Source organism: Massilia sp. LMS1-1-1.1, from assembly GCF_040815535.1.
Lineage (GTDB): Bacteria > Pseudomonadota > Gammaproteobacteria > Burkholderiales > Burkholderiaceae_D > Janthinobacterium > Janthinobacterium aestuarii.
The window spans coordinates 812,486-838,336 of record NZ_JBFPNG010000012.1 but is presented as its reverse complement, the minus strand read 5'-3'; the positions used below and the strand labels follow the sequence as shown (position 1 = coordinate 838,336).

General features: G+C 61.5%; 25 protein-coding genes. 14 read left to right on the top strand and 11 right to left on the bottom strand.

The genetic code is table 11. The features are described from left to right. Positions 1-147: 147 nt before the first annotated feature. The gene (locus MRBLMS1_RS13805; RefSeq protein ID WP_072454554.1) at positions 148-798 is read right to left on the bottom strand and encodes a CoA transferase subunit B; all 651 of its coding nucleotides are present in this window, start codon (positions 796-798) and stop codon (positions 148-150) included. Between the two features lie 20 nt (positions 799-818). Further along, complete coding sequence (locus MRBLMS1_RS13800) at positions 819-1,520, bottom strand: CoA transferase subunit A (protein ID WP_070303098.1); 702 nt, start codon at positions 1,518-1,520, stop codon at positions 819-821. Between the two features lie 147 nt (positions 1,521-1,667). Here MRBLMS1_RS13800 and MRBLMS1_RS13795 point away from each other — a divergent pair, with 147 nt between their 5' ends. After that, positions 1,668-2,228 (top strand): LuxR C-terminal-related transcriptional regulator, encoded by a 561-nt coding sequence (locus MRBLMS1_RS13795; protein ID WP_485879746.1) that lies wholly within the window; start codon positions 1,668-1,670, stop codon positions 2,226-2,228. Positions 2,229-2,391: 163 nt separating this feature from the next. Here the strand turns inward: MRBLMS1_RS13795 and MRBLMS1_RS13790 are convergent, their stop codons facing one another. Together MRBLMS1_RS13790 and MRBLMS1_RS13785 are read right to left on the bottom strand one after the other, a co-directional pair. Further along, positions 2,392-3,267 (bottom strand): class I SAM-dependent methyltransferase, encoded by an 876-nt coding sequence (locus tag MRBLMS1_RS13790; protein WP_485879744.1) that lies wholly within the window; start codon positions 3,265-3,267, stop codon positions 2,392-2,394. Positions 3,268-3,274: 7 nt separating this feature from the next. Further along, positions 3,275-4,051: an SDR family oxidoreductase gene (locus MRBLMS1_RS13785; RefSeq protein WP_034752351.1), complete on the bottom strand. Its 777-nt coding sequence runs from the start codon at positions 4,049-4,051 to the stop codon at positions 3,275-3,277. Positions 4,052-4,315: 264 nt separating this feature from the next. Here MRBLMS1_RS13785 and MRBLMS1_RS13780 point away from each other — a divergent pair, with 264 nt between their 5' ends. The 12 genes from MRBLMS1_RS13780 (at position 4,316) to MRBLMS1_RS13725 (ending at position 18,588) form a co-directional block, all read left to right on the top strand. Then, complete coding sequence (locus MRBLMS1_RS13780) at positions 4,316-5,992, top strand: electron transfer flavoprotein-ubiquinone oxidoreductase (protein WP_175444538.1); 1,677 nt, start codon at positions 4,316-4,318, stop codon at positions 5,990-5,992. 268 nt (positions 5,993-6,260) lie between these two features. Then, a complete protein-coding gene (locus tag MRBLMS1_RS13775; RefSeq protein WP_485879741.1) occupies positions 6,261-9,473 on the top strand; it encodes a tetratricopeptide repeat protein in 3,213 nt (1,070 codons plus the stop codon). Next, the gene (locus MRBLMS1_RS13770; RefSeq protein ID WP_139092772.1) at positions 9,470-10,585 is read left to right on the top strand and encodes a DegT/DnrJ/EryC1/StrS family aminotransferase; all 1,116 of its coding nucleotides are present in this window, start codon (positions 9,470-9,472) and stop codon (positions 10,583-10,585) included. The genes MRBLMS1_RS13775 and MRBLMS1_RS13770 overlap by 4 nt, the downstream gene beginning before the upstream one ends. Positions 10,586-10,628: 43 nt before the next feature. Further along, complete coding sequence (locus tag MRBLMS1_RS13765; RefSeq protein ID WP_139092771.1) at positions 10,629-11,645, top strand: ketoacyl-ACP synthase III; 1,017 nt, start codon at positions 10,629-10,631, stop codon at positions 11,643-11,645. A gap of 44 nt (positions 11,646-11,689) precedes the next feature. Next, positions 11,690-11,908 (top strand): acyl carrier protein, encoded by a 219-nt coding sequence (locus MRBLMS1_RS13760; RefSeq protein WP_121669196.1) that lies wholly within the window; start codon positions 11,690-11,692, stop codon positions 11,906-11,908. A gap of 2 nt (positions 11,909-11,910) precedes the next feature. Next, positions 11,911-12,966 carry a ketoacyl-ACP synthase III gene (locus MRBLMS1_RS13755; protein WP_485879739.1) on the top strand — a complete coding sequence of 352 codons (1,056 nt, stop codon included), beginning with the start codon at positions 11,911-11,913 and terminating at the stop codon, positions 12,964-12,966. Between the two features lie 6 nt (positions 12,967-12,972). Continuing rightward, complete coding sequence (locus MRBLMS1_RS13750; protein ID WP_411268350.1) at positions 12,973-13,728, top strand: SDR family NAD(P)-dependent oxidoreductase; 756 nt, start codon at positions 12,973-12,975, stop codon at positions 13,726-13,728. An 8-nt stretch (positions 13,729-13,736) separates the two neighbouring features. Continuing rightward, the gene (locus MRBLMS1_RS13745; RefSeq protein ID WP_485879738.1) at positions 13,737-14,369 is read left to right on the top strand and encodes a NeuD/PglB/VioB family sugar acetyltransferase; all 633 of its coding nucleotides are present in this window, start codon (positions 13,737-13,739) and stop codon (positions 14,367-14,369) included. Continuing rightward, on the top strand, positions 14,366-15,385 hold the full coding sequence (locus MRBLMS1_RS13740; RefSeq protein ID WP_139092767.1) for an aromatic ring-hydroxylating oxygenase subunit alpha: 1,020 nt from the start codon (positions 14,366-14,368) through the stop codon (positions 15,383-15,385). Before MRBLMS1_RS13745 ends, MRBLMS1_RS13740 begins: the two co-directional genes overlap by 4 nt. A 164-nt stretch (positions 15,386-15,549) precedes the next feature. Then, positions 15,550-16,401 carry a flagellin N-terminal helical domain-containing protein gene (locus MRBLMS1_RS13735; protein ID WP_139092766.1) on the top strand — a complete coding sequence of 284 codons (852 nt, stop codon included), beginning with the start codon at positions 15,550-15,552 and terminating at the stop codon, positions 16,399-16,401. A gap of 191 nt (positions 16,402-16,592) precedes the next feature. Then, positions 16,593-17,447 carry a flagellin N-terminal helical domain-containing protein gene (locus MRBLMS1_RS13730; RefSeq protein ID WP_485879737.1) on the top strand — a complete coding sequence of 285 codons (855 nt, stop codon included), beginning with the start codon at positions 16,593-16,595 and terminating at the stop codon, positions 17,445-17,447. Positions 17,448-17,487: 40 nt separating this feature from the next. Continuing rightward, positions 17,488-18,588: a hypothetical protein gene (locus MRBLMS1_RS13725; RefSeq protein WP_485879736.1), complete on the top strand. Its 1,101-nt coding sequence runs from the start codon at positions 17,488-17,490 to the stop codon at positions 18,586-18,588. Between the two features lie 48 nt (positions 18,589-18,636). On the opposite strand, the gene MRBLMS1_RS13720 is transcribed toward MRBLMS1_RS13725, so the two are convergent. The 7 genes from MRBLMS1_RS13720 to MRBLMS1_RS13690 are packed head-to-tail and all read right to left on the bottom strand — an operon-like array spanning position 18,637 to position 24,950. Beyond that, positions 18,637-20,724, bottom strand: coding sequence for a flagellar biosynthesis protein FlhA (locus tag MRBLMS1_RS13720; RefSeq protein ID WP_485879735.1), 2,088 nt, complete (start codon positions 20,722-20,724; stop codon positions 18,637-18,639). Continuing rightward, positions 20,721-21,860 (bottom strand): EscU/YscU/HrcU family type III secretion system export apparatus switch protein, encoded by a 1,140-nt coding sequence (locus MRBLMS1_RS13715; RefSeq protein ID WP_128139613.1) that lies wholly within the window; start codon positions 21,858-21,860, stop codon positions 20,721-20,723. Before MRBLMS1_RS13715 ends, MRBLMS1_RS13720 begins: the two co-directional genes overlap by 4 nt. Then, positions 21,850-22,650 (bottom strand): flagellar biosynthetic protein FliR, encoded by an 801-nt coding sequence (locus MRBLMS1_RS13710; protein ID WP_128139614.1) that lies wholly within the window; start codon positions 22,648-22,650, stop codon positions 21,850-21,852. Before MRBLMS1_RS13710 ends, MRBLMS1_RS13715 begins: the two co-directional genes overlap by 11 nt. An 11-nt stretch (positions 22,651-22,661) precedes the next feature. Continuing rightward, complete coding sequence (locus MRBLMS1_RS13705; protein WP_034757874.1) at positions 22,662-22,934, bottom strand: flagellar biosynthetic protein FliQ; 273 nt, start codon at positions 22,932-22,934, stop codon at positions 22,662-22,664. A 3-nt stretch (positions 22,935-22,937) separates the two neighbouring features. Next, positions 22,938-23,708, bottom strand: coding sequence for a flagellar type III secretion system pore protein FliP (fliP, locus tag MRBLMS1_RS13700; protein ID WP_485879734.1), 771 nt, complete (start codon positions 23,706-23,708; stop codon positions 22,938-22,940). Next, positions 23,705-24,070 (bottom strand): FliM/FliN family flagellar motor switch protein, encoded by a 366-nt coding sequence (locus MRBLMS1_RS13695; protein ID WP_034757866.1) that lies wholly within the window; start codon positions 24,068-24,070, stop codon positions 23,705-23,707. Before MRBLMS1_RS13695 ends, fliP begins: the two co-directional genes overlap by 4 nt. A gap of 1 nt (position 24,071) precedes the next feature. Next, positions 24,072-24,950, bottom strand: coding sequence for a FliM/FliN family flagellar motor switch protein (locus tag MRBLMS1_RS13690; RefSeq protein WP_456149408.1), 879 nt, complete (start codon positions 24,948-24,950; stop codon positions 24,072-24,074). Between the two features lie 551 nt (positions 24,951-25,501). Between MRBLMS1_RS13690 and fliE the strand changes: the two genes are divergently transcribed. Next, positions 25,502-25,840, top strand: a complete 339-nt coding sequence (gene fliE / locus MRBLMS1_RS13685) for a flagellar hook-basal body complex protein FliE (RefSeq protein WP_139092657.1) — start codon at positions 25,502-25,504, stop codon at positions 25,838-25,840. Positions 25,841-25,851 lie beyond the last annotated feature (11 nt).

Here is a 25,851-nt window from a genome sequence, read left to right as displayed (position 1 = left end):
CTTGTCGTGACTTCGTGTGCCCTGCATCGTTTCAGCATAGGCAAACTCCAGGGACCGCATTAGACATGGCGCAGAGATGAGGTGCATCAGGCAAAAAAAAGGCGGACATCGCTGTCCGCCCTGCTTTGATACGACGCTCCGCCTGGCTTACACGGCGGAGACGTCCAGTTCCGCGCCCGTGGCAGCCTGTACCTGTTCCTTGGTCACGCCCGGCGCCAGTTCCACCAGCTTCAGGCCGTTTTCCGTCACGTCGATGACACCCAGGTCGCTGATGATGACGTCGACCACGCCCACGCCCGTCAGCGGCAAGTCGCACTGTTTCAGCAGCTTGTGCGACGTCGTGCCATCCTTGGCGGTGGCCACGTGCTCCATCAGCACGACGACACGCTTGACGCCAGCGACGAGGTCCATCGCGCCGCCCATGCCCTTGACCATCTTGCCTGGAATCATCCAGTTCGCCAGATCGCCCTTTTCCGACACTTGCATGGCGCCCAAGATGGCCAGGTTGATCTTGCCACCACGAATCATGCCGAACGAATCGGCAGAGCTGAAGTAGGCGGCGCCGGGCAAGGCCGTCACCGTCTGCTTGCCAGCGTTGATCAGGTCGGCATCGACTTCCGCGTCGGTCGGGAACGGGCCGATGCCCAGCAAACCGTTTTCCGACTGCAGGAATACTTCGATGTTGTCCGGCACATAGTTGGCGACCAGGGTCGGCAAGCCGATGCCCAGGTTCACATAAAAGCCATCCTGCAGCTCTTTCGCCGCACGGGCGGCCATCTCATCTCTCGTCCAAGCCATAATAATCTCCGTATTCTTTTTTATGCTTCAGTGCGCACGGTGCGCTGCTCGATGCGTTTTTCCGGGTTCGCGTTGACCACGATGCGGTGCACGAAAATGCTCGGCGTGTGGACCTGGTCCGGGTCGATCTCGCCCACTTCGACCAGTTTTTCCACTTCGACGATGGTGATCTTGCCGGCCATGGCCACGTTCGGGTTGAAATTGCGCGCCGTTTTGCGGTAAACCAAATTGCCTGCGCGGTCGGCCATGTAGGCTTTGACCAGCGCCACGTCGGCCACGAGGCTGCGTTCCATCACGTATTGCTCACCGTCGAATTCGCGGAGCTCCTTGCCGTCGGCAACGATGGTGCCCACGCCCGTCTTGGTGAAGAAGGCCGGGATGCCGGCGCCGCCGGCGCGCAGTTTTTCGGCCAGGGTGCCCTGCGGCGTGAATTCCAGTTCCAGTTCGCCGGCCAGGTACTGGCGCGCGAATTCCTTGTTTTCGCCCACGTAGGAGGCGATCATTTTCTTGATCTGGCGCGTGGTGAGCAACTGGCCCAGGCCGAAGCCGTCCACGCCCGCGTTATTCGAAATGGCGGTCAGGCCCGTCACGCCCGAATCGCGCAAGGCGCCGATCAGGGCTTCGGGAATGCCGCACAGGCCGAAGCCGCCGACGGCGATGGTCTGGCCATCTTGGACGATACCGGCCAGCGCCGAGGCGGCGTCAGGATAAACTTTATTCATGGGTGTCCCTCTATCTTTTGTTAAGCTTTGGTCTTGAGTCCATGACTCAGGCAGCGACTCAGCATAAAATACGCGAGTGGAAAGTACAATACCGTAGAACTACCGGCGCCGTGCCAGCAATCCCCCTGTGAGAGTGATACGTATCAGATGAACGCCGCGTCAGCCATCGATTATGAAAGCATCTTCCTGCACGCGCCCGTGGGCATGTGCATGTCGGAAAACCGCATCATGCGTAGCTGCAACGAAGCGCTGGCGGCCATGTTCGGCTATGCGCGCGCCCAGCTGGACGACCAGTCCTTCGAAGTACTCTACCCCACGCATGACGAATTCCTGCGCACCGGTGACCGCATCATTCCCATCATGAACGCCAAGGGACGCTATTCGGACGAGCGCATCATGCGCCGCAGTAATGGAGAATTGTTCTGGTGCCACGTCACGGGCCACGCCATGCTGCCGCAGGAACCGCTGGGGCCGGGCATCTGGACGTTCGAGGATGTCAGCGAGAAACGTCCCGTGACGGCGGAACTGACCCCGCGCGAGCGCGAAATCGCCGCCCTGCTGGTGGAAGGCAAGACGAGCAAGGTCATCGCCCGCCAGATCGACCTCAGCCCCCGCACGGTGGAAATGCACCGCGCCAAGCTGATGCGCAAGTTCGCCGCATCGACGTCGTCCGAGCTCGTGCACAAGCTGGTGGGCTTAGGCCTGTAGTCTAAGTCACCCCCACAATAAATTATTGTGATTTGTGACGTCCTTAACCGGCGCTCTGCGGAGTTACCCGCTGCTCGCAGTGCTCACACTGCGTCGCAGCGGGCGCCTTGTATCACATCTGGTTCTGTTCGTCATAAATTCACAATAATTTCCTGTGGATTACTTAGAAACCCTTCCAATAGTCTACAAAACCGGCTTTGTAGTGAAAGTAGGTCGTTTGTATTTCTCGATTTATACATTCGACGCTGGCCTCCAGGCTACGCAACTGCGCACAATCCTTCTTGAACAGAAACCAGCTTTTGGCTTGCGGGGAATAGACCGACGCTGCATAACCCCATTGTTCCATCAAAAGCGACATGCTCTTGTTGGTATGGAACGCTGTATGCACCATGGGCGTAATGTAAAACCAATCGGGATTCTTTGGGATATTCTCGCACACCACGGTATGTAACATTAATACACCGTCCTCCGAGACGAGAGCATTGACTTCGTCAAGCGCTTCCCTGCTGAGCACATGCTCGAACATGGCGCTGTTAATCACGAGCCGATATGTGCCAATATCTTGTTCCGTCACATAGTTCAGTGCCTGGTCGTCGCTACGAACGTAACGATCAAAAATCTTTATGCTGGTCTGGAAATATTTTGTCAAAAAACGCGATAAGGTGCCGTAGCCCGCAGCATAGTCGAGAGTATCCTCCAGGCTGAGCACATCATTTTTTGCCAGCATGGTAAGTGCAAGGGCTTGATCGGCGTACGGCGGCTGATTCGAAATACTTTCCTCGATATTTCGCTCAAAAAAATGATGCCAGCTACTATTGAGCTCAGACCATATCTGCGGCGACATTTGTTGATGCGTCTTCGAGATCACAAAACCGCAGTGCTCGCACTTCCAATAATCTACCTTGAGTGCATCAGAAAAAGGACTGCCTGGATAGACAGGATAGCTTTTTGAGAAAAAATAATCAGTTTTTGAATTACAGATGATGCAGCTGTCATGTTCCACACTGCTGCCAGCCTCGCTATTTGTCATTTTATTCATCTGGATCTCAAAAGGTACTCATTCCGCCATCGGCGGAGATAATCGCTCCATTGATGAAATGCGAATCCTCGCCCGCCAGCAGCAGCAATAGCCCATCAAGGTCTTCCGGCTTGCCCGGACGTTTATTGGGCAGCATTTCGATCAGCTTCTTGCCCTGCTCGGTGGCAAAGTAATCTTCATTGATTTCCGTCGAAATGTAGCCAGGGCAGATGGCGTTCGTGTTGATGCCGTATTTGCCCCACTCCACGGCCATGGCGCGCGTCATGTGCACCATGCCCGCCTTGCTCATGCAATACACGCCGATCTGCGGCAGCACCTGCAAGCCCGCCATCGAGGCGATATTGATGATGCGGTGCTGTTTCTTCGGGTCGCCCTTGGCGCGCGCGATCATGCGCTTGGCCGTTTGCTGGGCGACGAAGAACGAACCGCGCAGATTGGTGTCCATCACGAACGAGTAATCTTCGGGCGTGACGTCGACCAGGCGTTGCGTGGTGGAGACACCTGAATTGTTGACGAGAATATCGATGGGGCCCGCTTCCGTTTCCGCATGCGCGATGGCCGACTTGATGCTGGCGAAGTCGGTCACGTCGAGCGACACCACGTGCGCGGCGCCGCCGTCCGCCTCGATTTCGGCGCGCAATTCCTTCAGGCGTTCGGTGCGGCGCGACGCCAGCACGACCTGTGCGCCGGCCTGGGCCAGCACTTTTGCAAAGCGCGCGCCGAGGCCGCTCGATGCGCCGGTAATCAGGGCAATCTTGCCCTCGAAATTGACTTCTATGCCCACGAGCTACTCCTGTTTTATTTTAGACAACACTTTACGCCGTGCCTATGGCAATCGGGCAAATTCCCCCGCAGCGCACTCGAGCAAAAGTAAACGCCATCATTACACAAAATGGCCGGATTTAGATTGCGGCGAGGGGCAATGTCACGCAAAATGGCGCCAAAGTTGCAATCCTCGTCAAAAACAAGCACACTCGTGCTTAAATTTCCCCGATGATGCTTTATTCCCTATCCTTGCTACCTAATTGAGTGACTGACAATCGAGACCATGACACAGCCTAATAACTTAGTTGAACAGTACGGACCGCGCGAAACCATGGAGTATGACGTGGTGATCGTCGGCGGTGGCCCCGCAGGCTTGGCCGCGGCGATCCGCCTGAAGCAGCTGGCCGCTGAAAAGAGCCAGGAAGTGTCCGTCTGCGTGCTGGAAAAAGGCGGCGAACTGGGCGCGCATATCCTGTCGGGCGCCATCATGGATCCGAAAGCGCTGACCGAACTGATCCCAAACTGGAAAGAACTGGGCGCGCCCCTGAACACGGAAGTGACGGAAGACCGCATCCTGTTCCTGACCGAAACGAAAGCGTATAAAACGCCGGGCTTCGCCGTGCCGGCCTGCTTTGAAAACCACGGCAACTACATCGTCTCCCTGGGCAATGTGGTGCGCTGGATGGGCCAGCAGGCGGAAAACCTGGGCGTGGAAATTTTCCCCGGCTTCCCTGCCGCGGAAATCCTCTACAACGACGACGGCTCCGTGAAAGGTGTGGCGACCGGCAACATGGGCGTCAAGCGCGATGGCGAACCGGGTCCCGACTTCCAGCTGGGCATGGAATTGCACGCCAAGTACACCTTGTTCGCCGAAGGCGCGCGCGGCCACCTGGGCAAGCAATTGATGGCCAAGTATGACTTGAACGCAGGCAAGGATCCCCAATCGTACGGCATCGGCATCAAGGAATTGTGGGAAATCGACCCGGCCCAGCACAAACCGGGCCTGGTGATCCACTCGAGCGGCTGGCCGCTGGACACGAAAACCTATGGCGGCTCCTTCCTGTACCACCTGGAAAACAACCAGGTGATGGTGGGCTACGTGGTGGGCCTGAACTACGAAAACCCGTATTTGTCGCCGTACGAAGAATTCCAGCGCTACAAGACGCATCCGGAAATCCGCAAGTTCTTCGAAGGCGGCAAGCGTATTTCCTACGGCGCGCGCGCGATCGCGGCCGGCGGCCTGCAATCGTTGCCGAAACTGGTGTTTGCCGGCGGCGCGCTGATCGGCTGCGATGCGGGCTTTTTGAACATGAGCCGCATCAAGGGCAGCCACGCGGCCATCAAGAGCGGCATGCTGGCGGCGGACGCGGCCTTTGGCGCGCTCGGCGAACAGCGCCAGCACGACGAACTGACGAGCTATCCTGTCGCCTTTGAAAAATCCTGGCTGCATGAAGAGCTGCACGTGGCGCGCAACGTCAAGCCATGGCTGTCGAAAGGTTTGTACCTGGGCAGCCTGATGACTGGCATCGACCAGTTGATCTTCCGCGGCAAGGCGCCATGGACCCTGCACCACTCGCATGGCGACCACGAATGCCTGAAACCGGCAGCCCAGTCGAAAAAGATCGTGTATCCGAAACCCGATGGCAAGCTGACCTTCGACAAGATGTCGTCCGTCTTCATCTCGAACACGAACCACGCGGAAGACCAGCCCATCCACCTGACGTTGAAGAACGCCAGCGTGCCCGTCGACGTCAACCTGGCCACCTATGCGGGTCCGGAAGCGCGTTACTGTCCCGCCGGCGTGTACGAGTTCGTGAAAAACGACGACGGCGCCGAACGCCTGCAGATCAATGCGCAAAACTGCGTGCACTGCAAGACCTGCGACATCAAGGATCCGACGCAAAACATCGTGTGGGTGACACCGGAAGGCGGCGGCGGACCGAACTATCCCAACATGTAATCGTCATCGCGCGTAGCTGGCGACAACAGCGCGGCACCTCCGGGAGCCGCGCTTTTTTTTATTGGCGATGCCACCATCAGATGTGGGAATAGGTGTTGACGTCCTGGACAGAGACTTTTATTTTTATTGCAACCTTTCTTCCCGCTGTGGCCTGCCAGGAACACGAAAATTTGCTCAATGATGCTCTGGGGCAAAATTCCACCGGGAAATTTTCTATTCGCCACTCCTAGCAGTTACAATTGCCGCTGGTACACTTTTCTTCCCTCTTATGAACGCTGACGCCACCGTGGAAACGCAACTCGACACCCAACTGGCGCTGGCGCTGAAAGCGCATCAGGCTGGCCACCTGGAAGAGGCGGAAGACCTGTATGTCGCCATCCTGCAAGCCCAGCCTTACCATGCCATCGCCAACCACAATATGGGTTTGCTGGCCGGCCAGGTCGGCCAGTTCCGGGCAGGACTGCCGTATCTGCACAAGGCGCTGTCGGTCAATCCCGACGAAGGCCAGTTCTGGCTATCGCTAGCCGACGGCTTGCTCAAGGCCGGTGAGCGGGACGAGGCGCTCGACATCATCGATACGGCCATCGGCCGCGGCCTCAATACCGAGCAGGCGCAAACGTTACGCGCGCGTATCGCCGCAGCGATTGCTGCCGCGCCGACGGCCGACGAATGCCAGCACGTGGTGGAGCTGTACCAGGCGGCACGGTATGCGGAAATGGAAACGGCCACCCGGGCGCTGATTGCGCGCTACCCCACCTCCGATTTTGCCTGGAGCGTACTCGGCACCGTCCTGCAGGCGCAGGGCAAGGACGCCCTCGACGTGCTGCAAACCACTGTCCAGCTGACCCCGTATGACGCCGAAGCCCATTGCAACCTGGCCAATGCGTGGCAGGCACGCGGGGAATATGCGCAAGCGGTCCAGTCCTATCAGCAGGCGCTGCAGTTCAATCCTGCTTTCGCCGAAGCGCACAGCAACATGGGCGGTGCCCTGCTGGCGCTCGGCTCCCTGGCGGAAGCGGAAGACGCCTACCTGCAGGCCATTGCCCTGCGGCCCGACTATGGCATGGCGCACTTTAACCTGGGCAATACGCGCAAGGCGCGTGGCGACCTCGACGGCGCCGTCGGCGCCTACCAGGCCGCCCTGGCAAGCATGCCCGGCGACGCTGAAGTGTTCTGCAATCTGGGCAATGCCCTGCAAGGGCTGGAACGCAATGAGGAAGCGGCCGACAGCTATCGCCGCGCGCTGGCGCTTGAGCCCCGCCTGGTGATGGCGCACAGCAACCTCGGCGCCGCGCTGCAGAATCTGGAGCAGTACGCGCAGGCGGAAGAGAGTTACCGCACGGCCTTGTCGCTGGCGCCGCGCCAGGCCGACCTGTGGAATGGCCTGGGCAACAGTCTGCAGTCGCAGCAGCGGCTCGACGCCGCCGCCGACGCCTATCACCAGGCGCTGGCCGTGCAGCCCGACTATTCTCAGGCCCAGTCCAACCTGGGCGGCGTACTGGTGAGCCTGGGCGAATTCGATGCGGCGATCGCCAGCTATCGCCTGGCCCTGAAGCTCCAGCCGGACAGCGCCGACGCACACACCCAGCTGGGTCTGGGCCTGCAATCGGTCGGCGAACTCGACGAAGCGCTGGCCCTGCACCAGCGCGCGGTGCAGCTGGCGCCAGACAAGCTGCAGGCCTACACCTGCCTAGGACATTGCCTCAAGCAAATGCGCCGCTTTGAGGAAGCGCAAGTAGCTTACCGGCAAGCGCTCACCCTGGCGCCCGATGTCGCCAGCCTGCATAACGACCTGGCCATCGCCGTGCAGGACGCCGGCGATTATCCCGAGGCGATCCGCATCTACCAGCACGCGCTGGAACTGGACCCGCGCTCATCGCTGATCCATTGCAACCTGAGCGTGGCGTTCGAGGATAGCGGCCAGTCGGAACAGGCGCTCGCGTATCTGCAGCGCGCACGCGACATCGCGCCCGACTCCAGCCGCGTTCACTTTACGATGGGTAATTGCCTGCGCTCACTGAAGCGTTACGAGGAAGCGCTGGCCAGCTATGCGCGCTCGCTGGAAATCCAGGACGACTTCATCGGCTCCCATTTGAACATCTGCGCGACCTACAGCGAGATGGGGCGCACCGACGACGCCGTCCAGGCGTGCCGCACGGCTCTGGCCAGGTATCCGCAATACGATGAGGTCTACAGCAACATGCTGTTCGGCCTGTCGCACATGCATGCCGACGACCCTGCCGCCATGGTGGCCGATCATTTCGGCTTCGGCGAGCGCTACGAAACGCCACTGCGCGCCGCGTGGCAGCCGCACGCGAACGACCGCGACCCGCAGCGCCAGCTGAAGATCGGCCTGGTCTCGGGCGACTTCTGTAACCATGCGGTGGCGCATTTCATTACGCCCCTGCTTGAGGAACTGGTGGCGATGCCGCAGTTTTCGCTGTATGCGTACTACAACAATAGCCGTGTCGACAATGTCACCATGCGCCTCGCGCAACTAGTGCCCAACTGGCTGCCAGTAACCCACCTGAGCCAGGAAAAACTGGCCGAGCGCATCCGCGCCGACGGCATCGACATCCTGATCGACCTGTCCGGACATACGGCCAGGAATTGCCTGATGGCCTTTGCCCGCAAGCCGGCGCCCATACAGATGAGCTGGATCGGCTATCCGCTGACCACGGGCTTGCAGGCCATGGATTACTACCTTAGCGATCGTCATTTCTCGCCGCCCGAGACGTTCGCCAGCCATTTCACGGAAAAACTGATCTTCCTGCCGACCATCGCCCCATTCCTGCCATCCGAAAATGCGGACGGCATCCTGCCGGCGCCCGTGCTGAAGAACAAATACCTGACTTTCGGCAGCTTCAACCGCCCTAACAAGCTCAACCGCCAGACCATCGCGCGCTGGGCCAAGGTCTTGCGCGCCATCCCGGACGCCAGGATGCTGCTGGCCGCCATGCCGGCGCCCGGTCCGCACCCAGGGCTGACGGCCTGGTTCGCCGAGGAAGGCATCAGCGCCGACCGCCTGATCTTCGAACCGCGCGCCAACATGGCCAATTTCCTGGCCATGCATCACCGCGTCGACATGTGCTTCGATACGGCGCCTTACGGTGGCGGCACCACCACCTTCCACGGCTTGTGGATGGGCGTGCCCACCCTCACCGTTGCAGGACCGACAGCACCGAGCCGCGCCGGCACCTCGATTCTGCGTCAAGTGCAACTGGAAGAATTCATCGCCCGCAACGACGAGGAATTTGTCAGCAAGGCCCTGTACATGGCGGCCAACCCCATGCTGCTGGGCGCCTACCGCTTCAGCACCCGGCACCGCCTGGCGCAAACGGCGCTGGGCCAGCCGAAGTTGATTGCGGAAGGCCTGGCCAACAGCCTGCGCCTGGCCTGGCAGCGCTGGTGCGAAGACTTGCCGCCAGTCAGCTTCGATGCGCCGCTCGACAGCCAGTTGCCCGGGGAGATAGCGGCATGAGCGATTCCAAACCCATCTACGTCACGCAGCCGCTGCTGCCGGACTTGCAGGATTTCCTGCCGTACCTGGAAAGCATCTGGGAAAACAAGATCCTCACCAATGGCGGCCCCTTCCACCAGCAGCTGGAAAAAGCGCTGTGCGACTACCTGGGCGTGCGGCATATCTGCCTGTTTACCAATGGAACGCTGGCGTTGATGACGGCCTTGCAAGCCTTGCGCGTCAAGGGCGAAGTCATTACGACGCCGTATTCCTTCGTTGCCACGGCCCATTCGCTGCTGTGGAATGACATCAAGCCCGTTTTCGCCGACATCGATGCGCGCACGCTGAACCTCGATCCGGCGCGCATCGAGGCGGCCATCACGGCGCAGACCACGGCCATCATGCCCGTGCACTGCTATGGCCATCCCTGCGATGTCGACGCTATCCAGAAGATTGCCGACAATTACGATCTGAAGGTCATCTATGACGCCGCGCATGCGTTCGGCGTGCGCCACCGGGGCACCAGCGTCCTCAATTACGGCGACCTGTCCGTGATCAGCTTTCATGCGACGAAGATCTTCAATACCTTCGAAGGCGGCGCCATCGTCTGCCCGGACGCCAAGACCAAGCAGCGCATCGACCACCTGAAAAATTTCGGTTTTGTCGACGAAGTCACGGTCGTCGCCGCAGGCATCAATGGCAAGATGAGCGAAATCAATGCCGCCTTCGGCCTTCTGCAGCTGAAGGGTATCGACCAGGCGCGGCAGCAGCGGCGCAGCATCGACGCCCACTACCGCCAGCGTCTGGCGGGCATCGCGGGCATCACCTGCCTGGAAGCGGCCGACGCCGAAGCGGCCAATCACGCCTACTTTCCCATTCTCGTCGGACCCGAGTATCCGCTGGCACGCGATGCCCTGTTCCAGCGGCTGCGCGATCACGATATCTACGCGCGACGCTATTTCTACCCGCTCATCAGCGATTTCCCCATGTACCGCGGCATGCCGTCCGCCGTGCATGCCAATCTGCCGGTGGCGCGCCTGGCCGCATCCCAGGTGATCTGCCTGCCGATTTACCCGGCCCTCGAGCTGTCGAGCGTGGACGCGATCACCGCCCTGATCGCCGGGCCGGCCTGAGCGCTACACCCGCCCCTATTGACCCAGACCAAACGGCCACCGCATGTCCCACTACGCCCACCTTACCGCGATCGCCTACCACCTGCCGCAGGCGATCCTGACGAATGCCGCGCTGGAGCAGGAGTTCATCGACTGGCCGGCGCAAAAAATCCTCGACAAGACGGGCATTGCGCAGCGCCATATCGCTGCGGAACATGAAACGGCCAGCGACCTGGCGTTCCATGCCGCGGAAAAACTGTTCGCCACGCATGACATCGCGCGCGGCGACATCGATTTCCTGATCCTGTGCACGCAGGCGCCCGACTACCTGCTGCCCAGCAGCGCCTGCGTGCTGCAGCAACGGCTCGGCTTGCCGACCTCCTGCGGCGCGCTCGATATCAACCTCGGCTGTTCCGGCTACGTCTACGCGCTGGCCATGGCCAAGGGCCTGATCGAGAGCGGCATCTGCAAGAAAGTACTGCTGCTGACGGCCGATACCTATTCCAAGTACATCAACGCGCGTGACCGCAGCGTACGCACGCTGTTCGGCGACGCCGCCGCCGCCAGCGTGATCGCCGGCGGCGCGCCAGAACTGGCGCTGGGGCCTTTCGTCCTGGGCACGGATGGCAGCGGCGCGAACAACCTGATCGTGCCGACCGGCGGCATGCGCACGGCCCGCAGCGCGGCCACAGCCATACCCGTCGAGGACGCATCCGGCAACTGGCGCAGCCAGGACGACCTGTTCATGGATGGGGCGCAGATCGTCCAGTTCACCTTGGGCGCCGTGCCGCGTACAATGCAGGAACTGCTGGACAAGGCCGGCAAGACCCTCGATGACATCGACCACGTCATCTTCCATCAGGCAAACAAATTCATGCTTGACGCCTTGCGCCGCAAAATACGCATTCCGGAAGACAAATTTGTGATTGAAATCGATACTGTCGGCAATACCGTCTCCTCGACCATTCCCATCGCCATTGCCCGCGCGCGCGCCTCGGGGCGCATCCTGCCGGGCGACACGGCCCTGCTGCTGGGCTTTGGCGTCGGCTATTCGTGGGCCGGCACGCTGGCGCGGCTGTAGGCGCCCGCGCGTCTGCGTACTGAACTTCTCTGAAAGGAAACACAATGCAAGAATTTTTCAACGGCATGGCCGACATCCTGGAAATCGATGCCGACAAAGTCGTGCCAGCTTTGAAACTGGGTGATTACGCCTGGGATTCGCTGGCCATCATTTCCACCATCGCCCTGGCCGATGAGCTGTTCGACCAGATGCTCGAAGGCCAGGCCCTGGCCAATTGCGAGACCCTGGCCGACGTGCTCGCATTGATCGCCGTCAAGGTCTGACCATGTCCAGCCAGCGCCTGGAATCGGGACTGCCCTTCAGCACCGCCCATTTGTCCATGCGCGGCGTGGTGTGCGCGCTGCCGCGCACACAAGTCTCCAATGCCGACCTGGCCGAGCGCTTCGGCGCCGAGGCAGTGGCCGACGTGAGCAAGATGATCGGCGTGCAGTCGCGCCGCCGCGCCGCCGATGGCCAGACGACGGCCGACCTGTGCCAGGCGGCGGCCCACACCCTGCTAGACGACCTGGGCTGGGAGCGCGACAGCATCGACGCCCTGATCTTCATCTCGCAAACCCCCGATTACGTGCTGCCGGCCACGGCCTGCGCCCTGCATGGACGGCTGGGCCTGCACAAGGCCTGTGCCGCCTTTGACATCAACCTCGGCTGCTCGGCCTACGCGTATGGTCTGTGGCTGGCGGCGAAGATGCTCGACGGCCAATCCATGTGCCGCATCCTGCTGCTGGTGGGCGACACCATCAGCAAGACCGTCGATGAGACCGACCGCGCCACCGCACTGCTGTTTGGCGACGCCGGCACGGCCACCGCGCTGGAATTCGATGCGGCGGCGGCGCCCGCCCATTTCATCGTCGGCAGCGACGGCGGCGGCGAACGCCACCTGATGATGGCCGCCAGCGCCTGCCGGCCCTACGCCGGCGACGATGCGCGCCTGGCGCAGCGCGATCCCGCCAAGCTGTACATGGACGGCGGCGAAATCTTCAATTTCACATTGAAGAGCATTCCGCCGCTGGTGGCGGACCTGTTGCGCCTGGCAAACCGCACGAGCGACGAAATCGATGCCTTCCTGTTTCACCAGGCAAATACCTTCATGCTCAAGCACATTATCAAAAAAGCCAAATTGCCAGCCGAGCGCGCACCGATCAATATGGACCGCTACGGCAACACGTCCAGTGCCTCCATCCCCCTGCTGATCGCCGACAGTCTGGGCGCGGCGGCACGGGGCCAGACCATCGCCATGTTCGGCTTTGGCGTCGGCTACTCCTGGTCGGCGGCCGTGCTGGGCCTGCAATCGCTGACCGTCAACCGCCTTATCGAAGTCTGAACCATGATCTTTCAACCCGACATGCTGGCCGGCCAGCGCATCCTCGTCACCGGCGCCTCGTCCGGCATCGGCCGCGACACGGCCCTGCTGCTGGCGCGCTGCGGCGCGCAACTGCTGATCAGCGGACGCGACCCGGCTCGCCTGGAGCAAACCCTGCAGGCCCTCGACGGCGGCGGCCACCGCGCAGAAGTGCTCGAACTCGACGGCGGCGACCACATCGTCGACTTCCTCAAGCAAGCCACACAGGAAGCGCCCCTGAGCGGCATCTTCCATGCGGCCGGCATCGAATTATTGCGCCCGGTCAAATTGTCCAAGGCCCAGCAGTTTGACGACGTCTTTGCCTCCAGCGTCAAGACGGCGCTGGCGCTGGCGCGCGGCGCAGCCCTGCGTGGCGTACTCAGCGATGGCGCGGCCCTGCTCTTCATGTCGTCCGTCGCGGGCCAGAGCGGCCAGTCCGGCATGAGCGTATATTCGGCGGCCAAGGCCGCCATCGATGGCCTGGTGCGCGCCCTGGCCGTGGAACTGGCGCCGCGCGGCATGCGCGTCAACAGCATTGCCGCCGGCGCCGTCGAAACGGAAATGCACGCGCGCTTGAGCCGCGGTTTGCCTGACGAGGCCATGCAAGCCTACGCCGAGCGCCATCCGCTCGGTTTCGGCAGCGCCAGCGATATCGCGCAGACGGCGGCCTTTTTGCTGTCGCCGGCGGCGCGCTGGGTCAGCGGCGCCACCTGGGCCGTCGACGGCGGCTACCTGGCCCGTTAGGAGTGTTCATGCAAACTATCCTCATCGTCGGCGCTGGACGCTTCGCCCGAGAATTGCTGTGCTGGCTGGAAGACAGCCTCGACCCGGCCACGGCCCGCATCGGTGGCTTGCTCGACGACACGCTGCCGCCCGCGCCCATGCTCGACGCCGACTACCCGTACCCCGTGCTGGGCAGCATCAGCGCTTACCAGCCCGCGGCCGGCGAGGCGCTGCTGCTGGCCATCGGCGCACCAAAAGCCCGGCTGGAAGTGGCACAGACGCTGGCCGCGCGCGGCGCCCGCTTCCATACGCTGATCCACCCCAGCGCCGTGGTCGCGCGCACGGCCCGTATTGGCCAGGGCGCCGTCGTCTGCCCGTTCGCCCTCGTCTCGGCAGGCAGCGAACTGGGCGACTATGTCACCATCAACAGCTACGCCAGCGTCGGCCATGATGCAGTGCTGGAAGCGGGCTGCACGCTCAGCTCGCACGTCGACATCACGGGCGGCGTGCGTCTGGGCCAGGCCGTCATGGTCGGCTCGGGCGCATCCATCCTGCCACGCGTGAGCGTCGGCGCCGGCGCCACCGTGGGCGCCGGCGCCGTCGTCATGCGCCGTGTGGCCGCTGGCGCCACCGTGTACGCTCCACCTGCAAAAACATTATGACCACCATCTCCGAAACGCGGCAGCTGCGCGACCAGTTCTGGCACCTGCTGTGCCACCGCAGCGAACTGCCCGCCAGCGGCGACTATCTGAAACTCGACTGGCTGGGCGAGGAAGTGGTCGTCTACAACGACCAGGGCGAGCTGATCGCCTTCGACAATCTGTGTCCGCACCGCGGCACGCGCTTCTTCACCGAAAAACGCGGCAATGCGCCGCTGGCCTGCCCCTACCATGGCTGGGCCTACCGGGCCGGCGCCATGCACATCCCCTGCCGCGAGCGCTACGCCCCTGCCGAACTGGACAATGCCCGCCTGCAGGTGCTGCAGCTGGACTGGTGCGCCGATTTCCTGTTCGCCTCGCCACAGCCGCGCATGTCGCTCGATGCGCAGCTGGGCGAGACCCAGGCCACGCTGGAAAACATTTCCTTCAACGTCGCGGGCCTGGGCGATTTCAACGCCTATGTCTATGAGTGCGACTGGCGCATCGCGCTGGAAAATGCACTCGAGCCGCTGCACGTTCCATTCGTGCACCCGGAATCGCTGGCGCAACTGCAACTGGACGACGGCGAAAACCGGTTCACGGACTGGACGTCGATATGGGAAGCATGCCTGGGCAACGCCGGCATGGCCAGGAAACTGCGCTCCGTCAAGCGCCTGTTCCAGCTCGACAACCAGTTCGAAGGCTACCAGAGCCTGTACCTGTTCCCGTTTACCATGCTCTCGTCGACGTTTTCGTATTCCTATTCGCTGCAGCATTTCTTTCCGTCAACCCAAGCGCAGCGCACGCATTTCTCCAGCCGCCTGCTCATGGCCGCGGCCAAGCCCGCCGCCAGCGCTACGCTGCAGGGCTTTTTCGACTCGAGCGCGCAGATGAACCGCCAGGTATTCGAGGAAGACCATGCCATCTGTAAACGCATCGCCGTCCAGGCAGCCGATAGCGCGCGCTTCAAGATCCTTTCCAGCGACGAGGCAAAGATCGCGCATTTCCGGGCGTGCATCGCGGCGGCAAGCCAGTCTTAAGGGGCTGGCGGCGGCCCTCCAGGCCGATGTGAAACTTTTTTAAAAAGAATTTCAAAAAATTTCCACAAAGCATTTAATAAGCTTATGCGGATGGTCGTCTTGTACTTGGGAGAGCACAAAGAACCGTTGCTCCGGACTGAACCCACCAAACCAGGAGTTACACCATGCTGAGCCTTCACACTAACAACGCTGCACTGTCCGCACAAAATTCGATCACCCGTACCCAAAGCCAACTGTCGACCTCGATGACGCGCCTGAGCACCGGCTTCCGCATCAACTCGGCAATGGATGACGCAGCAGGCCTGCAGATCGCAACCCGTCTGAAAGCACAAACCAGCGGCATGACCGTTGCAATGTCGAACACCCAGAACAGCACCTCGATGCTGCAAACGGCTGAAGGCGCGTTTGACGAAGTCACCAACATGCTGATCCGCATGAAGGATCTGGCAACCCAGGCAGCCGATGCTTCGTCGGGCGCCAAAGACAAGGTCGCCATGCAGTCGGAATACGATGCACTGGGCCTGGAACTGTCGAACGTGATGAAAAACACCACCTTCGGCGGCAACAAGCTGCTGGTAGGCGGCACGCTGGCATCGTCGATGACGTTCCAGATCGGCGCAAGCCAAACCGAAACGATGGCATTTGACGTTTCGGCCAAAATGACCAGCCTGGCAGCATCGCTGACGTCGGCTACCGCCAACTACGCTGCTTCCGCAACCGGCACCGAGCTGACCAGCTCCGCCAACGCCACCATCGCTCTGCTGGAAACGGCAATCGGCGACGTCGGCACCGTTCGCTCGGCACTGGGTGCTGCTGCAAACCGTCTGGACCACGTGAACACCAACTTGTCCAACATCGCCACCAACACCAAAGCCGCTACCGGCCGCATCATGGACGTCGACTTCGCTACCGAAAGCTCGAACATGACGTCGTCGCAAATGCTGCTGCAAGCTGGCACCGCAATGTTGAAACAAAGCAACAGCATGTCCTCGATGGTCATGTCCCTGCTGCAATAATATGTCGCTGCCTGGCCGTTCGCGGCCAGTCGCTGAAAACCAGGCCTTGGCCTGGTTTTTTTTCGTCCGTACTCTCCCCGCCTTTGCTCGCAGGGAAACTATTTCCTGGCAATCTTTAACGATATGGTACGCATGGTCGCCTGTTTGAAGGGCAAGCCCATCCAACAGCCGTCATCCTCAGGAATCGCCGAGTGCTCAGCCTTCATACAAATACCGCCGCACTAGCCGCACAAAATGCCGCCGCACGCGCGCAATCGCGGCTGTCGACGTCGATGACGCGCCTCTCCACCGGCTTTCGCATCAATTCGGCCATGGATGACGCCGCCGGCCTGCAAATCGCCACGCGGCTGCGGGCACAGGCGAGCGGCATGACCGTCGCCATGCGCAACACGCAAAACAGCACCTCGATGCTGCAGACGGCGGAAGGCGCGTTCGACGAAGTGAGCACCATGCTGATCCGCATGAAGGACCTGGCTACCCAGGCCGCCGATGCATCGTCGGGCGCCAAGGACAAGGTCGCCATGCAGGCCGAATACGACGCCCTGGGCCTGGAACTGGCCAACGTCATGAAAAACACGACTTATGGCGGCAACAAACTGCTGGCCGGCGGCACGCTGGCGTCGTCCATGACCTTCCAGATCGGCGCCAGCCAGAGCGAAACGATGGGGTTCGACGTCTCGGGCAAAATGGCCGGCGTGTTGGCCTCGCTCGGCGCGGCCAGCGCCAACTTCGGTACACCCGCCACCGGGACCGAATTGACGGGCAGCGCGAATGCCACCATCGCCCTGCTGGAAACGGCCATCGACGATGTCGGCGGCGTGCGCTCGGCCCTGGGCGCCGCCGGCAACCGCCTGGACCACGTGCACAACAACCTGTCGAACATGGTCACCAACACCAAGGCCGCCATCGGCCGCATCATGGATGTCGACTACGCGGCCGAAAGCGCGAACATGACGTCGGCGCAAATGCTGCTGCAAGCGAGCACGGCCATGCTCAAGCAAAGCCAGAGCATGCAGAAAATGATACTCTCCCTGTTGCAGCCATGACAGCTAGCTTTTTTATGGACCTCGATCTGGACACAATGGCATGGCGATAGACCGCATTGCATCGGGCAATCCGGTGCCCCTGATTACCCAGCGCTTCGACGTCAGCCCCGCTACGCCGATGGTGCCGGGCGTGGTCCAGCCGCTGGTGCCGATCGGCCCCTACATGGCGCCCGCGCCCGACGCCGGCACCCTGCCCGCCCAGCTGCAGCAGAAGGGACAGGACAGCCTGGCATCCCTCATCAAGCCCAATGCCGAAGGTACGGGCGGCGCCCTGCCGCGCGACAGCAGCGCCATGCAGGTCAACCAGCTGTTCTTCACGCGCCAGCTGATCTGGCAACCGCCCAACGCGGCGCAGCTGGCCGCCTCGTGGCGCGTGATGGTCAGGACCTATGGCGAACAATATGCGGCCCTGCAGGAACAGGCGCGCGGCCAGCACGTGCCGGGCAATCTGTTCATGGCCGAACAGCAGCCGGCCCTGCTGCGCGAAGGCGTCCGTCCACCGTTGACGGTCGACAGCGAAGCGTGGCGCTTTGCCGTGTATGGCTGGGGCGGCCAACGCCTGCTGCTGCGCGTGCTGGCCAGCGATGAAGACGAAGAGACAACGCCAAGGCGGCGCGGCAAGGTGGCGTTGCGCGTCGAACTGATCATCATCGGCATCGGCCGGGTGGTGATCCAGATGGAACCGTCCGGCGACGGCGTGCTGCTGGAACTGGCCGCCGACGAGGAAGCGGCGCTGCGCCATTTGCGCCTGGCCCTGCCCGAGATCGCCGACGCCGTGCGGCGCGCGGGCCTGCGCCTGGTGCGCTGCCGCCTGAACCGCCAGCTGCATGCGCAGCGCGTGCACGGCAACTACCCGATGCAGGCGGGCGCCGCTTCGCTGTCGCTGCCCCTGTTCCGCGCCATGGCCGAGGTAGCCCTGCTGCTGACGCAGCCGGAAGCGGAAGCGGCGGCCGATCCCGATGCGCCCGCAGCACCCGCCGCCGAAGCCGAAGAAGAGCCCATCATCGTCTCGAAGGAAGTGGCCGCGCCGTTCGGTTACGACTATGGCGACGAGGAAGAGTCGGCGCAAGGCGCCACCGTGCTGCTGCTGGCCGACGGCCAGGAGCACGAGTTGCTGCCGCCCATCGACGAGCAGGATTGACGCGGCATAAAAAAACGGCGCCCGAAGCGCCGTTTTCATTTCACCGTACTACCCCACCGTGCCGATGATGCTCACTTCGCGGTTTTCCGGGATTTCGTTGTACGACAGCACATGCAAGCCAGGCGCGAACAGGCGCGCGTAGCGGGCCAGCAGCGGACGGATCTGCGGCAGCACCAGCAGCAGCGGCGGCGTGGCCTGCTGCTTCATCTGCTCGCGCGCCACCGGCATGTTCACCTGCAGCTGCGACAGCAGATGCGGGTCGATCGGATAGTTATCGAGGGTCACCTTGCCCGACTGGCGCGCCTGGTTCAGGGAGCCGAGCAGCATGTTTTCCAGCTCGCCACCCAGGTTAAACGCCTGCATCTCCATCTTCTGGCCGAACAGGCCGCTGACGATCTGGCGCCGCAGCGCGCAGCGCACTTCAGCGGCCAGCAAAATCGGATCCTTGGTCGTTTCCGAACTGTCGAGCAAGGTGGTGGCGATGGGCACGATATCCTTCAGTGACACATTTTCCGCCAGCAAGACGCGGAACACGCGCAGCAGCTGCGTGTGCGTCAGCGCCTTGTCCAGCGCACCGGCCAGTTTCGGCGACAGGGCCGTCAGGCGCTCCATCATGTTGGAGACATCTTCGTGGCGGAACAGTTCCGGCAGGTATTCGCGCACCATCTTCGACAAGTGCGTGGCGATCACGCTGGGCGCCTCGATGACCTGGTAGCCGAGGCCCAACGCATGCGCCTTTTCGCCCGGTTCGATCCACGTGACGGGCATGCCGTAGGCCGGCTCGATACCGGGAATGCCGTCGAGCTGGCCATACACGTTCGGCGACGGGATCGCCATCAGGCGGTCGGCCTGCACTTCCGCCTGCGCCACCACGGTGCCCGACAGCACGATCGCATACTGCGACGGCTTCAGGGCCAGGTCGTCGCGCACGCCGATATTCGGCAGCAACAAGCCCATCGATTCGGACAGGCTCTGGCGCACGCCCTTGACGCGCTTGTTCAACGGTTCGCCCTGGGTTTTATCCACCATGCCGACCAGCTTGTAACCGAGCATCACCATCAGCGGCTGCACGGCGGGCAATTGCTGCCATTCCAGTTCAGCCGGCTTGTCGTCGCGCAAGGCCGCCTCGATGGCGGCCAAACCGGCCGCGTCGGGCGCCTTCACGCGCTTGGTCAGGCGCCAGGCAACAAAGGCCAGCACGCCGGCAAAGGTCATGAACATGAACCACGGCATGCCAGGAATCAAAGCCAGCGCCACCATCATGCCGGCCGCGCTGTAGATTACCGTTGGCGAGGTCAGCACCTGGCCTGCCACCTGCTGTTCGAAATCGCCCGAATCGCTGATGCGGGTCACGAGGATGGCGGCCGCGGCCGACAGCAGCAGCGCCGGGATCTGCGCCACCAGGCCATCACCGATGGTCAGCAGTGCGTACTGGCGGAAGGCGTCGCCGAACGACAGGTCGTGCATCAGCGAGCCGATGGCCACGCCGCCGACCATGTTGATGATCAAAATCAAAATACTGGCGACAGCGTCGCCGCGCACGAACTTCGACGCGCCGTCCATGGCGCCATAGAAATCCGCTTCGGCGGCCACGTCCTTGCGGCGGATCTGGGCTTTTTCCTGGTTGATCAGGCCGGCGTTCAGGTCGGCGTCGATCGCCATCTGCTTGCCCGGCAAGGCATCGAGGGTAAAGCGCGCCGACACTTCCGAGATGCGCTCGGCACCCTTGGTAACGACGGCGAAGTTGATGATCATCAAGATCACGAAGACCACGATACCGACGACGAAGTTACCGCCAATGACCACGTTACCGAAGGCCTCGATCACCTTACCGGCCGCATCCGCGCCCGTATGGCCGTGCAGCAGCACCACGCGCGTGGACGCCACGTTCAGGGTCAGCCTGAGCATGGTGGTGGCCAGGATCACCGTCGGGAAGACGGAGAAATCGAGCGGCCGCTTGGCCGACACGCTGACGAGGATGACGATCAGTGCCAGCACGATATTGAAAGTGAACAAGATATCGAGCAGCACGGGCGGCAGCGGCAAGATGATCATCGCCAGGATCACCAGCAGGAACAGCGGCGTGGCGAACTTGTGGCGGCGCATTTCGGCAACCAACCGGTTCAGGAAATTCATGAAGGTACTACCTCGCTCAAATGAGATGGCACGACCACCTCGGTGGGAAATGGGGGCTGGGCAGCGCGCTGCCCAGTACGGAATGCTTTCAGCTGCAGTATGTAGTTGAGCACCTGCGACACGGCCTGGTACAGCTGCACGGGAATCTGCTGCTGGACCTGGCTGGTGTTGTAGATGGCGCGCGCCAGCGGCGGCAACTCCAGCGTTTCGATATTGTGTTCCTTCGCCACTTGCCGGATATACAGCGCCATCTCGTCGACGCCCTTGGCAACGACGAACGGCGCCTCGGCGCGGTCCTGGTCATACTTCAATGCGACGGCATAATGCTCGGGGTTGACGATCACCACGTCGGCGTCGGGCACGGTCTTGCGCACGCTGCGCCGGCCGATCTGCTGCTGCAGCTGGCGGATGCGCTGGCGCACTTCGGGCCGCCCCTCGCTGCTTTTATGTTCTTCCTTGACGTCCTGCTTGCTCATGCGCTGGTTGCGGGCAAAGAAAAATGCCTGCGCCGGCACGTCGATGATGGCAAACAGCACGAAGACGGAAATGAGCGCCATCAAGCCGTCGAGCATCAGCGCCGAACCATCAAGCATGGCCTGCTGCAAGGGCCGGTGCTGCAAATCCACATACTGCGTCAGGCTGGAGCGGCTCACGTGCACGAGCACCATGCCCAGCACGGCGGCCTTGGCAATCGACAAGCCGAATTCAAAGCCGTGCTTGGGCGACACGAGGCGGCCCAGGTTCTTGGCCGGACTCAGGCGCTCCATCTTCGGCGCCCAGTTCTTCGTGCTGATGACCCAGCCACCGGGGATCAAGGAACCGAGCACGACGAACAACGGTACGCAGAACAGTGGCACGATCATCTTGATCAGCAAGCCCACCGACGTGGTAAACGCCATCGACATGGCATTTTCCAGCGCGCCCTTGCTGTCGAGCGGCATGAAGGCCATGGCGAACAGCTCGCGAAAACTGAGCAGATAACCGGGCAGCAGGTAAATGAAGACCTTCATGCTGATCAGGATGCCCAGCGCCGTCGACAGGTCGCGCGAACGCACCACCTGCCCTTCCTGGCGCGATTTCTTCAGCTTCTGCGCTGAAGCCTTTTCTGTTTTGTCGCCAGTGCTGCTATCCGCCATGGGCCACCCGCATTTGTTCGGCGATCATGTCGAGCACGCGGTTCGTCATGGCGACATAGTGCTCCGGGATAAAGCGCACGATCTGTATCAGCATCAGCAGGCCGAACATGGTGATCATGGAAAAACCCAGCGAAAACAGGTTCAGCGACGGCGCCACCCGGTTCAGGAAGCCAAAGCCCAGCTGCACCACCATGGTGGAAAAGACGATGGGCAAGGCCAGCAGCATGGCGGCGGCGAAGATCCACGCCACGTTGTACGCCACCGTCTGCAGCAGCATCGGCCCGTAGCCCTGCCCCACGGGCCAGGCCGTGAAACTGGCGCCGATCACGCCCGTCAGCACGAGGTGGCCGTCGATGGCGAAAAATACGATCATGCACATGATGGTGAGCAAACCCGTGATCACGTCAGACGACGTGCCGTTCAGCGGGTCGTTCATGACGGCCATGGAAAAGCCCACCTGGCTCGACACGAGGTAGCCGAGCACCGACATGACGGACATGGCGAAGTGGAAAGCCAGGCCCAGGACGAAGCCGATGATGGCCTGCTCCAGGGTGGCGACGAGGGCGTGCAGGGAAAACGGATCGATCTTCAGCAATTCCTGCGACACGCCAGACGCCTGCATCACGGGCAGCATCAGGATCGCCAGCACCAGCGACAGCAGCACCCGCACGGGAACGGGCACCATGGCGTCGCCGATCACGGGCGAGGCGCTGAGCATGGCCAGGATGCGGCAGAACGGCCACCACACGGCCAGCAGAAACGGCAGCACCTGATTGAAAATCTGATCCATGGCGCGCGGCGCTATCCGACCAGGGTGGCCGCGCGCTGAAAAATGGACACACAATAATCCATCAGGTAACCGGCCATCCAGCGTCCGGCCAGGATCAGGGCCAGCAGGGTGACCAGCAGGCGCGGCAGGAAACTCATGGTCTGTTCATTGATCGAGGTGGCCGCCTGCACCAGCGCGACCAGCAAGCCCATGAGCAAACCCGGCACGACCAGGATCACCACCAGCAGCATGACGACATGCAATGCTTCGATGATCAGGTCGACGGCGACTTCAGGGGTAAACATCGGTCAATAGCCCTGTATGCTGGTAACTAAGGTGTTGACGGTCAGGGTCCAGCCATCGACGAGCACGAACAGCAGCAGCTTGAACGGCAGCGAGATGACGAGCGGCGACAGCATCATCATGCCCATGGCCATCAGCACGGATGCCACCACCAGGTCGATGATGAGGAAGGGGATGAACAGCATGCAGCCGATCTGGAACGCCGTCTTGAGTTCGGACAATACAAACGCGGCCAGCTTGACCGTGAAACTATGGTCTTGCGGACGCGTGCTCGGCGGTTCGCCGGCCAGGTGCGCGATCTGCGCCAGCGCGGCCTTGCTCGTCTGCGCCAGCATGAAGCGCGAAATCGGCACTTCGGCAATTTTCAAGGCTTCCTGCATGCCGATCTGATCGCGGTCATAAGGCACGAACGCTTCCTTCCACACCTGGTCGCCGATGGGACGCATGACCAGCAAGGTGAGAATCAGGGCGATGCCGGTGACGATACGGTTGGGCAAGCCCTGCTGCAGGCCCAGAGCCTGGCGCAGCAAGGACAGCACGATGACGAAACGGGTAAAGCTGGTCATCATCATGACCATCACGGGCAGCAGCCCGAGCAGGGTCATGACGACGAGGATCTGCATCTTCACCGACAGGTCGGTCTTCGCGCCCGGCACCACGCCAGCGAGCAGGTCCTGCGCGCCGGCCGCGCTGCAGCACAGCGTCAGGACAGGGACAGCCAGCGCGGCAGCCAGCGCGCCGCGGCGCCGGCTCAAGCCGGGTACCGCCAGCTTCATGCTGTCATCAGGTCGAGATTGAGGCCGTCGAGGTCGATGACTTTCAGGCCATAGTTCTCGCCGGCCACCACCACTTCGGCACGGCCGATCGGTGTGCCGTTGACCTTGATCACCAGCGGTTCGCCGGCCAGCATGTCGAGTTCGATCACGCTTTCCGGGCCGATGGCCATCAACTCTTCCAGTGAAATACGGGCCGAACCCACTTCCAGGGTCAGGGTGACGGGAATTTTGCGCATCATCTGCGGAATGTCGCGGCGCGCGCGGGTGCTGGCCACGTCGGAGACGTCGCCCTGGTCGATGATCATGTCATCGCCCAGGTCTTCCAGCAGGGTTTCGCTCTGGTTGGTATCGGTGATATTCATATTATTCGACATCTTCAAATGAGGTTAAACACAGCTTGCCCTTGTGTTCGGAAACAGCCGCCGTAAATAAACGGGAGTCGTCAAGCATGACGTCGGTACGGCTCAGGCTGACGGGAATCACGTCGCCCACGCGCAGGTCGAACAAGGCGCCCAGCTGTACCTGCTTGCTGACGAGCCGGCCTTCCAGGGTTACTTGCAGGCGCGAAGCGAGCGGGCGTACGCTGCCACGCAAGGCTTTCTTCGCTTGCGCGCGCTCGGGCAGCAGGCCGCGCAGCACGTCGGCCATCAGGCGCTTGTCCAGCGAGAACCAGAACTGGCCGCTCTGCCCCGCCTCGACGTCGCTGAGCGCCACGGTGACGATCCAGCTGCCGCGCGCCGGATGCACGCCGGACTGCACGGCGACCTCGGCACTGGTGTCGATGTCGCTGCTCTTGCCCAGGGTTTGCAGGTTCTTGTGGATGCGGGTGAACAAACTGTTCACCAGCTGTTGTCCCAGCACCACAGCGAGGCGCTCTTCCGTTGCCGTCACGCGCACTTGCGCCGGATCGGGCAGCGCGCCCTTGGCGCCGGCACTACCGTAGCGATAGTTCAGCACGCTCAAGAGTATCTGCCGTTCGAGCGCAAAGCCCGGCTGACCGGCCGGCGTGGAAAAACTCAGCCAGCGGTTCACGCTGTCTTCGTTGTCCACGCGCGACAAAGTCACGGCGTCGATCTGGAAATTGCCCCAGTAGCGACGGTTCATGGGCTGGCGCAGGGCCACGGCCAGGTCGTCGCGCAGCTGGGCGCCGAATACATGCAGCAAATGGACAGGACGTCCAAGCAGACAGGAATCGAGGACTTGATGGCGCACAGTTTGATCTGTCTTGGTAATGATTGTCATGTAGTGGTCATGTCGGTATTGCGGTGGCAGAACAAATTATACGGATCGCCCGGAATTAAATACAGCATCATCTTGGCTTTGCAAACAGGTCTGCAAGCAAACGATTGCGCATCGTATCGCATGCTCGATGACTACGGTGCTGAACAATACATGAAAAAGCCAAATATTGCCATGTATCAATATTCCTTGAGGCAATTCTCTCTTTACTTTATAGTTGCCCCGAGGTAAGCTTATAGCGACAAAATAGTGATTTGCAGTGCGCCATTCCGCTTACCTGATTCCGGTTTTTATGGCAGTTCCCAGCCCCTCTTATTGCCACCAGAAGAAACTTTTATCAGATAATTATTAGTTGTCATGGCCATGTAAATCATGTCGGCGCAAGTCTGCCGGGTTTGTTTGAATCTGCTGAGCGGATGGTGTGGCAACTGATAAAACTGATGAGCCCAATTGAAATCGGGCCGGGCAAGATGGCATTGGATGTAATGCCTGCCGGAATGGCAAACAGTAATTTCTGATTGATACGTCACCGCATATTGAAAGTAGAGGGCAAGATGAGCAACGAACTCGCAGGTCTGATCAAGGCCGATCTGGCAGCACTGAGTAATGACGCGCGCGCCCTGGGCGCCAGTATCGCGCCCGCCGCCCAGTTCGGCACACCGGAACAATCCGGCTTCTCGTTTGCGCAAAGCATGAAAGACGCCATCGGCAAGGTCAACGGCGACGACCGCCTGGCCGCGCAAAAAATGAGCGACGTCGACAGCGGCAAGAGCGACGACATGGTCGGCGCCATGCTGGCCAGCCAGGAAGCGAGCCTGTCCTTCTCCATGTTGATGCAAGTGCGCAACAAGGTCATGGGCGCCGTCGACGAACTCATCAAACTGCCTCTGTAATCTTCACGTCC

Bases quoted from the DNA above. Each gene is read 5' to 3' on its own strand.
- MRBLMS1_RS13805 (WP_072454554.1), bottom strand. From the start codon at position 798: ATGGCTTGGACGAGAGATGAGATGGCCGCCCGTGCGGCGAAAGAGCTG.
- MRBLMS1_RS13800 (WP_070303098.1), bottom strand. From the start codon at position 1,520: ATGAATAAAGTTTATCCTGACGCCGCCTCGGCGCTGGCCGGTATCGTC.
- MRBLMS1_RS13795 (WP_485879746.1), top strand. From the start codon at position 1,668: ATGAACGCCGCGTCAGCCATCGATTATGAAAGCATCTTCCTGCACGCG.
- MRBLMS1_RS13790 (WP_485879744.1), bottom strand. From the start codon at position 3,267: ATGAATAAAATGACAAATAGCGAGGCTGGCAGCAGTGTGGAACATGAC.
- MRBLMS1_RS13780 (WP_175444538.1), top strand. From the start codon at position 4,316: ATGACACAGCCTAATAACTTAGTTGAACAGTACGGACCGCGCGAAACC.
- MRBLMS1_RS13775 (WP_485879741.1), top strand. From the start codon at position 6,261: ATGAACGCTGACGCCACCGTGGAAACGCAACTCGACACCCAACTGGCG.
- MRBLMS1_RS13770 (WP_139092772.1), top strand. From the start codon at position 9,470: ATGAGCGATTCCAAACCCATCTACGTCACGCAGCCGCTGCTGCCGGAC.
- MRBLMS1_RS13765 (WP_139092771.1), top strand. From the start codon at position 10,629: ATGTCCCACTACGCCCACCTTACCGCGATCGCCTACCACCTGCCGCAG.
- MRBLMS1_RS13760 (WP_121669196.1), top strand. From the start codon at position 11,690: ATGCAAGAATTTTTCAACGGCATGGCCGACATCCTGGAAATCGATGCC.
- MRBLMS1_RS13755 (WP_485879739.1), top strand. From the start codon at position 11,911: ATGTCCAGCCAGCGCCTGGAATCGGGACTGCCCTTCAGCACCGCCCAT.
- MRBLMS1_RS13745 (WP_485879738.1), top strand. From the start codon at position 13,737: ATGCAAACTATCCTCATCGTCGGCGCTGGACGCTTCGCCCGAGAATTG.
- MRBLMS1_RS13740 (WP_139092767.1), top strand. From the start codon at position 14,366: ATGACCACCATCTCCGAAACGCGGCAGCTGCGCGACCAGTTCTGGCAC.
- MRBLMS1_RS13735 (WP_139092766.1), top strand. From the start codon at position 15,550: ATGCTGAGCCTTCACACTAACAACGCTGCACTGTCCGCACAAAATTCG.
- MRBLMS1_RS13725 (WP_485879736.1), top strand. From the start codon at position 17,488: ATGGCGATAGACCGCATTGCATCGGGCAATCCGGTGCCCCTGATTACC.
- MRBLMS1_RS13720 (WP_485879735.1), bottom strand. From the start codon at position 20,724: ATGAATTTCCTGAACCGGTTGGTTGCCGAAATGCGCCGCCACAAGTTC.
- MRBLMS1_RS13715 (WP_128139613.1), bottom strand. From the start codon at position 21,860: ATGGCGGATAGCAGCACTGGCGACAAAACAGAAAAGGCTTCAGCGCAG.
- MRBLMS1_RS13710 (WP_128139614.1), bottom strand. From the start codon at position 22,650: ATGGATCAGATTTTCAATCAGGTGCTGCCGTTTCTGCTGGCCGTGTGG.
- MRBLMS1_RS13705 (WP_034757874.1), bottom strand. From the start codon at position 22,934: ATGTTTACCCCTGAAGTCGCCGTCGACCTGATCATCGAAGCATTGCAT.
- fliP (WP_485879734.1), bottom strand. From the start codon at position 23,708: ATGAAGCTGGCGGTACCCGGCTTGAGCCGGCGCCGCGGCGCGCTGGCT.
- MRBLMS1_RS13695 (WP_034757866.1), bottom strand. From the start codon at position 24,070: ATGAATATCACCGATACCAACCAGAGCGAAACCCTGCTGGAAGACCTG.
- MRBLMS1_RS13690 (WP_456149408.1), bottom strand. From the start codon at position 24,950: ATGACAATCATTACCAAGACAGATCAAACTGTGCGCCATCAAGTCCTC.
- fliE (WP_139092657.1), top strand. From the start codon at position 25,502: ATGAGCAACGAACTCGCAGGTCTGATCAAGGCCGATCTGGCAGCACTG.